At 68.3% G+C, this 11,895-nt stretch carries 14 protein-coding genes; 11 read left to right on the forward strand and 3 right to left on the reverse strand.

Features of this window, described 5'->3' with window-relative positions; all coding sequences use genetic code 11:
* Positions 1-25: 25 nt before the first annotated feature.
* A complete protein-coding gene (locus AB0F51_RS06420; RefSeq protein ID WP_360274984.1) occupies positions 26-1,516 on the forward strand; it encodes a DHA2 family efflux MFS transporter permease subunit in 1,491 nt (496 codons plus the stop codon).
* On the opposite strand, the gene AB0F51_RS06425 is transcribed toward AB0F51_RS06420, so the two are convergent.
* Positions 1,503-3,512: a neutral/alkaline ceramidase gene (locus AB0F51_RS06425; RefSeq protein ID WP_360274987.1), complete on the reverse strand. Its 2,010-nt coding sequence runs from the start codon at positions 3,510-3,512 to the stop codon at positions 1,503-1,505. The genes AB0F51_RS06420 and AB0F51_RS06425 overlap by 14 nt on opposite strands.
* A 117-nt stretch (positions 3,513-3,629) precedes the next feature.
* Between AB0F51_RS06425 and AB0F51_RS06430 the strand changes: the two genes are divergently transcribed.
* Positions 3,630-4,472, forward strand: coding sequence for a CPBP family glutamic-type intramembrane protease (locus AB0F51_RS06430; protein WP_360274990.1), 843 nt, complete (start codon positions 3,630-3,632; stop codon positions 4,470-4,472).
* Here the strand turns inward: AB0F51_RS06430 and AB0F51_RS06435 are convergent.
* Together AB0F51_RS06435 and AB0F51_RS06440 are read right to left on the reverse strand one after the other, a co-directional pair.
* Positions 4,402-5,181, reverse strand: a complete 780-nt coding sequence (locus AB0F51_RS06435; RefSeq protein ID WP_360274993.1) for a DNA alkylation repair protein — start codon at positions 5,179-5,181, stop codon at positions 4,402-4,404. The two genes, AB0F51_RS06430 and AB0F51_RS06435, sit on opposite strands and share 71 nt — an antisense overlap.
* Positions 5,133-5,876, reverse strand: a complete 744-nt coding sequence (locus AB0F51_RS06440) for an SDR family oxidoreductase (protein WP_360274996.1) — start codon at positions 5,874-5,876, stop codon at positions 5,133-5,135. Before AB0F51_RS06440 ends, AB0F51_RS06435 begins: the two co-directional genes overlap by 49 nt.
* Positions 5,877-6,167: 291 nt before the next feature.
* Between AB0F51_RS06440 and AB0F51_RS06445 the strand changes: the two genes are divergently transcribed.
* From AB0F51_RS06445 to AB0F51_RS06485, 9 genes are all read left to right on the forward strand, one after another.
* Positions 6,168-6,527, forward strand: coding sequence for an STAS domain-containing protein (locus tag AB0F51_RS06445; RefSeq protein ID WP_360274999.1), 360 nt, complete (start codon positions 6,168-6,170; stop codon positions 6,525-6,527).
* Positions 6,528-6,549: 22 nt separating this feature from the next.
* Positions 6,550-6,828: a chemotaxis protein CheB gene (locus AB0F51_RS06450; RefSeq protein WP_360275002.1), complete on the forward strand. Its 279-nt coding sequence runs from the start codon at positions 6,550-6,552 to the stop codon at positions 6,826-6,828.
* A complete protein-coding gene (locus AB0F51_RS06455; RefSeq protein ID WP_360275005.1) occupies positions 6,806-6,976 on the forward strand; it encodes a hypothetical protein in 171 nt (56 codons plus the stop codon). Before AB0F51_RS06450 ends, AB0F51_RS06455 begins: the two co-directional genes overlap by 23 nt.
* Positions 6,973-7,764, forward strand: coding sequence for an ATP-binding protein (locus AB0F51_RS06460; RefSeq protein ID WP_360275008.1), 792 nt, complete (start codon positions 6,973-6,975; stop codon positions 7,762-7,764). Before AB0F51_RS06455 ends, AB0F51_RS06460 begins: the two co-directional genes overlap by 4 nt.
* 1 nt (position 7,765) lies before the next feature.
* Positions 7,766-7,966 carry a hypothetical protein gene (locus tag AB0F51_RS06465; protein WP_360275011.1) on the forward strand — a complete coding sequence of 67 codons (201 nt, stop codon included), beginning with the start codon at positions 7,766-7,768 and terminating at the stop codon, positions 7,964-7,966.
* Positions 7,918-9,096, forward strand: coding sequence for a CheR family methyltransferase (locus AB0F51_RS06470; protein ID WP_360275014.1), 1,179 nt, complete (start codon positions 7,918-7,920; stop codon positions 9,094-9,096). The genes AB0F51_RS06465 and AB0F51_RS06470 overlap by 49 nt, the downstream gene beginning before the upstream one ends.
* A 40-nt stretch (positions 9,097-9,136) precedes the next feature.
* Positions 9,137-10,174 carry a LacI family DNA-binding transcriptional regulator gene (locus AB0F51_RS06475; RefSeq protein ID WP_360275017.1) on the forward strand — a complete coding sequence of 346 codons (1,038 nt, stop codon included), beginning with the start codon at positions 9,137-9,139 and terminating at the stop codon, positions 10,172-10,174.
* A gap of 22 nt (positions 10,175-10,196) precedes the next feature.
* Entirely contained in the window at positions 10,197-10,781 is a 585-nt protein-coding gene (locus tag AB0F51_RS06480) for an SIS domain-containing protein (protein ID WP_360275020.1), read from the forward strand.
* A 266-nt stretch (positions 10,782-11,047) separates the two neighbouring features.
* The gene (locus tag AB0F51_RS06485; protein ID WP_360275023.1) at positions 11,048-11,776 is read left to right on the forward strand and encodes a polyprenol monophosphomannose synthase; all 729 of its coding nucleotides are present in this window, start codon (positions 11,048-11,050) and stop codon (positions 11,774-11,776) included.
* Positions 11,777-11,895 lie beyond the last annotated feature (119 nt).

Below are 11,895 nucleotides of genomic sequence, written 5' to 3' on the forward strand. Positions count from 1 at the left end.
TCTTTGAAGCGCTTAAGCTGAGCTCATGGCCGACACACACACTGAGGATCGGATCGCTTTCGGCAGTGCGCGGGCCCGCTGGGTGCTGGCCGCCACGGCGCTGGGTTCCGGGATGGCGTTCCTGGATGGCACGGTCGTCAACGTCGCGCTGCCCGCGATGGGCGAGGACCTGGGCGCCGACATCGCCGGCCTGCAGTGGATCGTCAACGGCTACATGCTGATGCTGGCCTCGCTGATCCTGCTGAGCGGATCGCTCGGCGACCGGCTCGGCCGCCGCCGGACCTTCGTCGCCGGCGTCATCTGGTTCGCGCTGGCCTCACTGGTCTGCGCGGTGGCACCGAATCTCGAGGTGATGATCGCCGGCCGTATCCTGCAGGGCATCGGCGGCGCACTGCTGACCCCGGGCAGCCTCGCGATCCTGCAGACCAGCTTCCGGCCGGCGGACCGCGCCAAGGCGGTCGGCCTGTGGTCGGGACTGACTTCGGTGGCCGCGGCGGTCGGGCCCTTCGTCGGCGGAAGCCTGGTGGACAACGGCTCGTGGCGGCTGATCTTCGTGATCAACCTGCCGATCGCCGCGGCCACTGTCCTGGTCACCCTGCGGCACGTGCCGGAGACGCGCGACGAGACGATGGCGGGCAAGCTCGACGTGGCCGGGGCCGTTCTCGCGACGATCGGGCTGGCCGGCCTGACCTTCGGCCTGATCAGCGCCGGAGACCGCGGTTTCGGTGACGCCTTGGTCCTGGTCTCTCTGGCGGTCGGCGTTGCGGGTCTGGCCGCCTTCGTGGAGGTCGAGCGACGCAGCTCGCACCCGATGCTGCCGCCGGGAATCTTCAGCAGCCTCCGATTCACCGGCGCCAACCTGGTCACCGTTGTCGTGTACGGCGCGCTGGGCACCGCCACGTTCCTCCTGGTCGTCTATCTCCAGACCGGGCTCGGCTACGAAGCTCTGACAGCGGGCGCCGCGTTGTTGCCGATGACTGTGCTGATGCTGGGACTCTCGGGTTATGCGGGCGCGTTGTCAGAGAAGATTGGTGCCCGCATTCCGATGACGGTCGGCCCGCTCTTCATGGCCGGTGGCTTCCTGCTGATGATGAACGTCGAGCCTGGCGCGAAGTACCTCACGGATGTCCTGCCGTCCGTCGTCGTGCTGGGGATCGGCCTGGTGTGCACGGTGGCTCCGCTGACCGCCACCGTGTTGTCCTCCGTCGAGGACCACCACGCCGGTGTCGCCTCCGGGGTCAACAACGCCGTCGCCCGGTCGGCCCAGTTGATGGCCGTCGCGGCGATTCCGCTGGCGGCCGGCATCACCGGCGACTCCTACCGTGATCCGGCCGCATTCAGTGACGGCTTCCAGATGGCCATGTGGATCTCGGCCGGGCTGGCCGTTGCGGGCGCAGTACTGGCGTGGGTGACGCTCGGGCCGGCTCCGGAGCGGCCGGCCGCGCGTCAGGTCCATCACCGGCACTGCGCCCTGGAGTCGCCGCCGCTGTCGAACTGCCCGTCTAGCTCACGGTGAAGGTGCGCGAAGTTCCGGTGAACGGCGTGATGGTGCCGTTCAGCGCCTTCGCGTCGCCGCGGTGGATGATCCGGTAGGTGCCGGGCTGGGTGGCCTTCCAGGTGATCGTCGCCTTCGAGTCGGCCAGGCCGGTGCGGGTCCAGCGGTAGGTGGTGTCCCAGTCACCGTCGTCGGCGATTCGTTGCCATTGGCCACCAACTTGGCGCTGCACCTCGAGGTACGTGCCGTTACGGTGCAGGTTGTTCTTCGGATGGCCGGTGACGAACTCGACCGAGACCGTCGCCCCGAGCTGGTACTGCGGTGCCGCGTCCGTCAGCACCTGCCCGAACGACTTGAACGGTGGCGGGCTGTCGACCACGACTCCGGTCTGCAGATTCAGCTCGGCGGTCGCGGGCTTCGGCGGATGTGTGCCGATCGGGACCGGCGTACCGGCCTTCAGCGCCTTCGCCAGACCGGCGAACTCCTGCTGGTACGCCGGCAACGTGTACTTGCCGAACAACGTCGAGCCGCCCTCGTACTGCTGGAGCTGGTACTCCTCCGGCGTCGTCACGTATTGGGCGTAGGCGTTGGCATAGCCCTGGATCAACACGTTCTCAATCGATACGCCGAGCTCGGCCGCCACCGTACGCCGAAGTCGCAGGCCGGCCACGATCGTCACCTCACCAGGCACCGCGACCAGGTGGAACTGGCCGAGCTTCACCAGCTGGATCGGGACGATGTCCGGCGTTGCCTGGAGCAACCCGGTCGGTACCGCGGCCAGCTTGGGCGACTGACAGCTGATCAGCCACGGCGGCACGTCGACCTTGTACGGCTTCAGCAGCTCGAAGAACGGGTTCGTCACGCCCTCGGGAATGACCGCGATCCCCGGTCCGTCCTCCACGCTGCCCGCCAAGGTCGAGACGCCGACCACGCCGGGACAGGTGCGATGCGGTTCGCCGTCGGGCGTGTACCGCGGGTCGACCTGAACAGCCGACATGTCGACAAATTGCATCCGGGCGTCGATGCTGCCGGTGATCGTTGCGCGCGGCCCGTTGTACGCCTGCACGGCGGCCTGGTGCTGCCGGTCGCCGAGGATCTGCTGGTTCAGCAGCGGATTCTCGGTCGGGCCGGAACCGGGCCGGAGATTGAGGTTCGGCGACATGTCGCCGGCATTGGTATTGGGGAACGCGGCAACGAAACCCTGGCTCTCGTCGAGGTACCGGACACCCTTCTCGTCGTGCTCCCAGCGGTACGCCGCATAGCCCTTGTTGTCCGGGCTGATCAGCGTGTTCTCGTTGGTGATCGAGGTCGCGTGGGTGGCGAACCAGCTGATCGCGCCGACATCGGTGCCGCCCTGCTGGAAGCGCAGTACGGTCACGGCCGGATCGATCCCCTGCGGGAAGGCGGCGCGGTCGCCGGCCGGGTTCTGCTCGAAGGCGACGCGCGAGCGCTGGACGCTGGCGTGGGTCAACGTGGAGCGGCCGAGGCTGATGGTGCCGGGGGCAAGGTTGGCGTGCGCCTCGCTGATCGCCTCGACGATGCCGTCGACGGTCGCGTCGAAGGCCTGCTTCTGGAACCCCAGAATGGACAGGTTGTAGGCGAGGTTGTGCGACTGCCCGCCCGGACCGCTGTGCGTGTGAGTTGCCGAGAGCAACACGTTTCGCTCGGAGTAGAGATCGCCGTACTTCGCCCGCAGCTTGGCCAGGACGGCGTCCCGCTGGGCCTGGAAGATCATCCCGAGATCGGCGTTCACGTAGGCGACCCGCTGGCCGCTCGCCTGGTCGACCGTCACGAACGCCCGGGCCCGCAGCCGCTGGTGCAGCCCGGTCGTGTTCTGCCCGAACTTGGAGTAGCCCATCATCCCGTTCTCCGCGGCCGGGCCGGTGACGTCGGAGATCCCGCGACCGACCAGGTACGGCGAATCGGCCGCCTGCGCGGGGGTTCGGTGCACGCTGATCGCGGTGGCGACGAGGGCGAGGGCGAGTACGGCGACGAGCGGGCGGGGGCGGCGGCGCATGACGTCTCCTGTCCGGATGAAAGCTGAGTCAATTTCATCTTCATCGGAGAGTACTGGCTCGCTCGCACACTGTGAAGCCTTGGCGTTTTAACACAGCCGTGCTGTACGCTCGTATGCATGACCTGGTTGCGTGCCGGTTTCGGCGCCCTCGCGATGGCCATCGCCCTCGGCACGGCCTCGGCCGCCTCCGACGCCTTGTCCGGGACCCCCATCTGGCTGGACCGTCTGCTGCCGGCGCTGTTGTGCACGGCGATCGCGGTTCTGCTGATCCGCCCCTGGCGCCGCCGCCGGGAGCTGGGCCTCGTCGGCGGCTGGCGGCCATTTGCCCGCGGAGTCGCCGTCACTGGCGGCAGCGCAACAGTATTGCTCGGCGCCGGTACTGCGGCAGGCTGGATCGACTGGGGCCCGTTCGACCTCGGCGGCGTACTCCTCTTCATCCTGACCAACGCAGTGATCGCGGTGCTCCTCGAAGCCTTCCCGGAAGAGTTGACGCTGCGCGGCCACACCTACAGCGCTCTCCGCGACGGCCACCGCCCATGGATCAGCGCCGTCGGCACCACCTTCCTGTTTCTCCTGGTCCCTGGTGCCGCGTCGGTGATCCAGGCGCTCCTGAGCGGACTCATCGGCGTCTCCGCACCGAGTCCGGGCCTCGCCCCGCCTGGCGAAGATCCCATTGGCTACCTGATCCTGCTGACCTTCTTCAGCTTCACCCTGGTCGCCGCCCGAACCTCCACCGGCTCCCTGTACGCCAGCATCGCGACCCACCTGACCTTCCTCACGGTCAACCGCCTCACCCTGCTGGGCAACGACCGCGATTCGGGCTGGTCAGCCGAACTGACCGCCCCCGACGCCATCCTGCTGATCCCCGGCTATTTGTTGCTAACAGCAATCATTTACCGAGTGACAGGTAGTAGGCGCGAGTCTCGGCGGGAAGCCGCTCCAGCGAGTAGCGCAGCATAGTTCTCGGCATCCGGGCGGCATGCTTGTCCAGGAAGGCGAGCAGGCCGTCCGGAGTGGTGTGTTTGGCGGCCTCGCGCAACATCCAGCCGGAAGCTTTGTGGATCAGGTCTTCGGAGTCGCCGAGAACCAGCTCGGCCAGCGCGAAGGTGTCGGCCGTCTGCCCGGCGCGGATCAGCCGGTACGTCGCGACCAGGGCGATCCTCCGCTCCCAGAGGTTGCCAGAGGCAATCAATGTGTAGAGCGGGTCGCGCGGCTGGTCGAGCAGGAAGCCCCCGACGACCTCCGGCGCACTGCAGTCGACCAGGTCCCAGTTGTCGATGTGCCGGGTGTTGCGCAGGTAGAGGTCGAAGATCGCCGCCAGCTCCGCGGGGTTCGCAGTACGGGGCTTGAGGGCTCGGGACGCACGGTCCGCGAGCAGGCAGAGCATGGCCAGCCGGTGTTCGTGGACCGGACTCGCCAGCGCCTTCTCGATCGCGGGAAGCGGCAGGTCGGCGCGAAGATAGGGCTTCAGCAGGATGCGCACTGTGGAGAGCTTGACGCCGATCATCCGGTCACCCTCGCCGTACCCACCTGGCTTGACCTGGAAGTAGCGCGCGAGCACCTCGGCGGTTGCCGGGTCGGCGGCCGCGTCGAGCTCAGCGAGCAGGTCGTCGATGGTGGTCAGAGCACCAGCCCTCCCGTCACCCGCAGGTTCTGGCCGGTGATCCACCGGCTGTCCGGTCCGGCCAGAAACGAGACCACGTCGGCGATGTCGGCCGGTTCACCGAGCCGGCCTAGCGCGGTCAGGCCGATCACTCTTTCCATTGCCTCCGGTGGGTTCGAGCCACGGAACATGTCCGTGTCGGTGGCACCGGGCGAGACGCAGTTGACGGTGATGCCGCGCGGCCCGAACTCCCGGGCGGCAACGGCGGAGAACTGCTCGAGTGCTGCCTTGCTCGCGGCGTACAGGGAGATGCTCGGGCCGGGCAGCACGGTGTTGAGTGTCGACAGGTTGATGATGCGGCCGCCGTCACGTAGTACGGAACCCGCCTTCTGCAGGGCGAAGTACGGACCCTTCAGGTTGCCGGCCATCAACTCGTCGTACTCCGCTTCGGTGACGTCCGCGATCAGTTTGGGCATCACGGTCGCCGCGTTGCAGACGAAGATGTCGAGCCCGCCGGCCGGTTCGGCGGCGAGTGCGAAGACTTCGCCGATGGCGCCCAGATCGGCTTGGTCGGCCTGCACCGCGACCGCCTGGCCGCCTGCGGCCTTGACCTCGTCGACCACCTCGCCGGCCGCCGCGGAGCTGGACGCGTAGGTGAAGGTGACCGCCGCGCCGTCGGCCGCGAGGCGGCGGACGATGGCCGCGCCGATCCCGCGCGACCCACCTGTCACCAACGCGCCCTTGCCGGTCAGTACACCCATCGGAACTCCTTCCGCAGCTGCCTGGTCCTCACTGCCTGACATGATCGCCGACCGCCGGGTTCATTGACGGTGAGCGACCGCGCTGGTTGCCCAGGGCGACGGTAGCGTCGGTCGTCCGGGGCTTTGGTCACGCTCCGGGGTCACTGCGCGGGGACCCGTTGTGGCGCTTGGTTGTTGGGGCATACGGTTACACCAGGGCTGTCACCCACCACGCCAGGACCGACCGGCGTCCGCGGGGGCACCCGGGGGAGAAGCACCGTGACGAGCCAGCCCGAGCCCCACGATGGGGAGATGATCCGGACCACCTTCGGTGCCGTCACCGAGGAGCTGGCGGCCGGAGTTCTGGTGGTCCGGTTGTCCGGTGAGATCGACATCGCCACCACCGAGTTCGCCGCCGAAGCGATCCGCGCGGCCATCGCCCCGCCGGCCCGGAAGGTGCTGATCGACGTGTCCGCGGTGACGTTCTGCAGCTCGGCCGGACTGGGCAACCTGGTCGAGGCCCGGCAGTTGGCCGGGCAACGTGGCATCGATCTCGCATTGGTAGGAGTGGGGCGTCCGGTGGACCGCCCGCTGACCATCACCGGGCTCGGGCGCGAGTTCCGGATCTTCGCTTCCGTCGACGACGCCCTGCAGCAGGACGGGTCCGCATGAAGAGGTCAGCCGGCGACTCACGATGAGCCCGCCGGGTGGGATCAGCGCACTGGCCGGCATTCTGGGGGCTGCCTGCCCGCTGCCAACCGCCGTGGCCGAGCACGGTGCTGAGATCGAGCCCGGCCACGTGTACGTCGCGCCACCCGACCATCATCTACTGGTCGACGGCAGTCACCTGGTGCTGTCCGACGAGCCACCGGAGAACGGTCATCGGCCGACGGCTGGAACGCATCCTGGCCGGGCCGATCGGTTCGGCCTGTCCTCAGTGTGGGAAGGCTGTGCTGACAAGTGCGGGTCCTGATCAGTTCGAGCTGGCCGATCAGGGGGTGCGCGCCGCGCTGTGGATCGCCGTCCGGACCCTCGACGAGAAGACCGCGGGGTTGTTGCGATCACGGCTGACCGTCGGGCAGTCGGAAGCCGGGACGCCGAAGACAGGGGAAGCGCCATGAGTCGAGCCGCTCGCCTTCGGATCGGCGTACGGACCATCGGTGCGGCTGTGGTGGTCAGCCCGTCCGGCCTCCTCGACGTCGCGACGGCACCGCAGCTCCGGACGTTCCTCACCAAGCAGCTGGCCGACCAGCCGGCCGCGGTCATCGTGATGCTGGATGGCATCGCGCTGGCGAAGGCCTACACGCTCAGCGTCTTCACCACGGTGGCCCGGCAGACCGCGGAATGGTCCGGGATCCCGCTGATCCTGGTGACCGGTCGCCACCACGATCACCAGTTCCGCCTCCACTCCGCGGTGGTGGCCCGGTTCATTCCGGTGTTCGACAACCTGGCGGCGGCGCTCGCCTCGATGCACGACCCACCGATCCGGCAACTGACCCGGCTGAGGCTGGCGCCCATTCTGAGCAGCGCGGCGGTGGCCAGGCGCTACGTCGGCTCCACCTGCGAGCTGTGGCACTGCGAGGACGTGGCGGAGGACGCCGTGGCGATCGCCTCGGAGCTGGTCGCGAACGCGGTCCGGCATGCCGGGACGGACGCAGTACTGCGGCTGGAGCTCCGCCGGCAACTGCTGACCGTGGCGATCAGTGACGGCAACCCGACACTACCGTCGCGGCCGCCCCGCGACGACTGGACCGAGAACGGGCGCGGGCTGGGCATCGTCAGGGCCCTCTCCACCACCTGGGGTGCCAACCCGACGATCAGCGGGGGCAAGATCGTCTGGGCGACCATCCGGGTCACCACGCCGAGCGCGCGGTCGGCGATCAACAACGGCTGGCGGAACGGCCAGTAGCGTGACGAACCCCGACGTGGCCGATGCCGAGCTCGACGCCCTGCTCGACTATCTGCGCGAGTCGCGGGGCTTCGACTTCGGCGGCTACAAGCGGACCGGACTGGCCCGCCGGATCACGCACCGGATGGGTCAGGTGAGGCGTACTCGCTGGCGATGCTGCTGGCCGAGGAGCTTGGCAGCGACGCCTATCTCAAGCAGGTGAAGATCTACGCCACCGACATCGACGACGAAGCGCTGGGCCAGGCCCGGCACGCGGCGTACCAGGAGGCCGAGCTCGAAGGCGTGCCTTGGGAGCTGCGGACGAAGTACTTCGAGAAGCGCGGCGACCGTTTCGTCTTCACTCCGGAGCTGCGGCGAACGGTGATCTTCGGGCGCAACGACCTGGTGCAGGACGCTCCCATCTCCCGGGTCGACCTGCTGCTGTGCCGCAACACGCTGATGTACTTCAACGCCGAGACCCAGCAACGGGTGCTGAATCGCTTCCACTTCGCCTTGGTTCCGCGCGGCGTGCTCTTCCTGGGGCGGGCGGAGATGCTGCTCGGCCGGAGCCGGATGTTCGAGCCGATCGACCTCAAGCAGCGGATCTTCCGCCGGGTGGCCGACCGGTCGATGACGTCCGGACGCCGGCCGGGGCCGTCGGCCGACGTACCGGTCACCGACCGCCTCCGGGAGCTCGCCCGCGCGGCCAACCCGATCGCCCAGCTGGTGGTCGGTCTCGACGACACGCTCGTGATGCAGAGCGACCAGGCCGGCAACCTGTTCGGGGTGAGCCGCCGCGATGTCGGTCGGCCGGTCCGGGAGCTGGAGGTCTCGTACCAGCCGCTCGCGCTGCGCGGCCACCTCGACCAGGTGATCGCCGAGCGGAAACCGATCCGGGCGCTGCGGCAGGAGGTCGAGCGGGCCGGCCGGCAGCTCGAGGCGACCAACGCCGAACTGCAGATCATCAACGAGGCGGTCCGCGAGCGCAGTACCGAACTGAACGACGTCAATGACTTCCTCCAGGCAGTACTCACCGTCTTCGCCGCCGGGGTGATCGTGGTCGACCTGGAGATGCGGATCCTGGCCTGGAACGCGGCCGCCCAGGAGCTGTGGGGTGTCCGCAGCGACGAGGCCGAGGGCCAACATCTGCTCAACCTCGACGTCGGGCTGCCGGCCGACGTACTGCGCCCGCTGGTGCGGGCCGCGCTGAGCGACCCGGAGAGCGCCAGCGAGACGCGTCTGGACGCCGTGAACAGGCGTGGCCGGGCAATCGTCGTCCGGCTGCTCTGCAGCGCGTTGAGGGGTCCGGACGGGCAGCAGCGAGGCGTTCTGCTGACGATGGAGCCGGTCTAAGGGCTCCAAGTCCACGGTGTTCGGGGTTCTGGGCCCTACGATGACGCGTGTGAGCGTCGATTCCAGGAAGCAGCAGAGTCGGCCTACCGTGCAGGACGTCGCCCGGGAGGCTGGTGTCTCTCCGTCGACCGTGTCGCGCGCCCTGCACACCCGGGGCTACGCCTCACCGGAGGTCCGCGAACGCGTCCAGGCGGCCGCCCAGCGGCTCGGGTACGTGCCGAACCACATGGCCCGCAACCTGCGCAGCCGGACCTCGACCGCGATCGGAGTCCTGATCTCCGACCTGCGCAACCCGTTCTACGCCGATCTGGCCGCCGGGGTCGAGGAGGTGCTCCGGTCCGAGGGCTACCAGATGATCCTGGTGAACGACAACGGCGACCCCGAAGAGGAGATGCACGCGGCCGAAACGCTGCTCGCGATGCAGGTCGCCGGGGTGATCGTGACCCCGGTCGCCGCCGCCTGCCCGAAGATGCTGCAGGACAACGGCATCAACGTGGTCTCCGCCGACCGGCAGCTCGGCCGTGGCGGCGACGCCGTACTGAGTGACAACAAAGCCGGTGCGCGCGAGCTGACCGAACACCTGCTCGGGCTCGGCCACGAGCGGATCGGCCTCCTGATCGACGAGACGAAATGGTCCACCGGCGCGGGCCGGCTGGCCGGCTTCCGGGCGGCGTACGAGGATGCCGGGCTGGAGCTCGACGAGGACCTGATCGCCTACACCAGCTTCGACGCCGAGGCCGCCCGGGAGACCACCCGCGAGCTGCTGAACGAGCACGACATCACCGCGATCCTTTCGGCCAACAACGTGCTGGCCCAGGGCGCGCTGGCCGAATTGAAGCACCGCAGACTCCGGATACCGAACAAAATCAGCCTCGCCGCGTACGACGACGTGCCGTGGATGTCACTGGTCCAACCGGGCATAACCACCGTCGATCAACACACAGTGGATCTGGGTCGTAGCTGTGCGCAGTTGTTGCTGGCCAGAATCCGGGACGAATTGCCCGCACGGCGGCGAATTGTCCGGGTGGCGCCCCGCCTCGTCATCCGCGGATCCACCGGTCCCGCTCCCAGAAACTGAATTTCTGGCGTACGACCGGCACATGACACAAATTCATGTAGACCGGGTCATCGCCAGGCAGCTCGAGCGTCACACCGAGGTCGCCTTTGCGATGCACAGCCAGCTGGAGGCGATTCAAGCAGTCGCCGACGAGCTCATCCGCCGACTCGACTCAGGCGGGGTGCTCTACACCTACGGCAACGGGGGATCCGCTGCCGACGCACAACACCTGGTCGGTGAACTCATCGGCCGTTACCTGAGGGAACGGCGGCCGCTGCCCGCCGTAGCCCTGGTCGGCGACGCGGCCGTGACGAGCTGCATCGCCAACGACTACTCCTATGACGAAGTGTTCTCCCGCCAGGTCCAGGCCCTGGTCCGGCCGGCCGACATGGTGGTCGGCTTCAGCACCTCGGGGACGTCGCCGACGGTGGTGAAGGGACTCGAGGCGGCCCGCTCGGCGGGCGCGTGCTCGGTGGCCTTCACCTCCCGGCGCGGCGTTGGCCTGGCCGCGGCGGCCGACCTGGCGATCGTCGTACCGGCCGAGGAGACGGCCAGAATCCAGGAAATGCACCTGCTGGCCCTGCACATGGTCAGCGAGATCGTCGACCAGTGGGCCGCGGCGTACTGACCGTCTGAGGAGCGGCCGCGTTGAGGAGTGGCCGCATTGGGTGGTGACCGCAGTGGGGTGGCGGCTGCGTGCGGAGTGGCCGTCTGAGTGAGCCGGTTTGGACCCGGTTCGGAGCCGAGTGAAGCCGGGTGGAACGCCCCACCCGGCTCGCCCGTTCCCCTCGTACGCCGTACTGCAACCTTCCGATCGCGTCACCTCGACGGCCACCGGACAGTTGATGCGGTAGCGTCCTGTGACCCGAGAAGGCTTTTGACGAAGGAATGAGAATGGCTGAGAGCGCCAAGATCATCGTGGTGGTGCCGACCTACAACGAGCGGGAGAACCTGCCCGTACTGGCGGCGCTGCTGTCCGACCTGAAGCTGCCCGGGCTGCAGATGCTGGTGGTCGACGACAACTCCCCCGACGGCACCGGCGACGTTGCCGACGAACTGGCCAAGGCCGCGCCGGAGCAGGTCTCGGTCCTGCACCGGACCGAGAAGGACGGGCTGGGGCGCGCGTACATCGCCGGCATCAGCCGCGCGCTGGACGAGAACGCCGACATCATCATCCAGATGGACGCCGACCTGTCGCACCCGGCCTCGGTGATCCCGCTGATGGTCGAGACCCTGCAGACCACCGACGCCGCTGTCGTGATCGGCTCACGCTACGTAGAGGGCGGCTCGGCCGCGGCCGAGTGGGCCTGGCACCGGCGCCTGCTGTCGGCGTTCGCGAACATCTACGTGAACACGATCCTGCGCCTGCACGTGAAGGACGCCACAGCCGGCTTCAAGGCCTGGAAGGCGGAGACCCTCCGAGCCATCGACGTCTCCACCATCCGCAGCAACGGCTACTCGTTCCAGGTAGAAATGAACTACCGAGCAGTCCGCCAGGGCAAACGCATCGCCGAAGTCCCCATCCGCTTCGAAGAACGAACCATCGGCGCCTCCAAAATGAGCCTCAAGGTCCAACTGGAATCAGCCCTGATGCCCTGGAAACTCCTCTTCAAACGCTCCTGACCCCCGGCACCCGCGGCTCCCCGCGGCACCAACACACCATGTCCGGCCAGCACCTGGGGTCCCCAACCACCGGGCGCTAGCGAGCAACGCGCCACGCCCCCAACCTCAGCACTGCGACC

The sequence above is a fragment of the Kribbella sp. NPDC023855 genome, from assembly GCF_040639475.1.
GTDB lineage: Bacteria > Actinomycetota > Actinomycetes > Propionibacteriales > Kribbellaceae > Kribbella.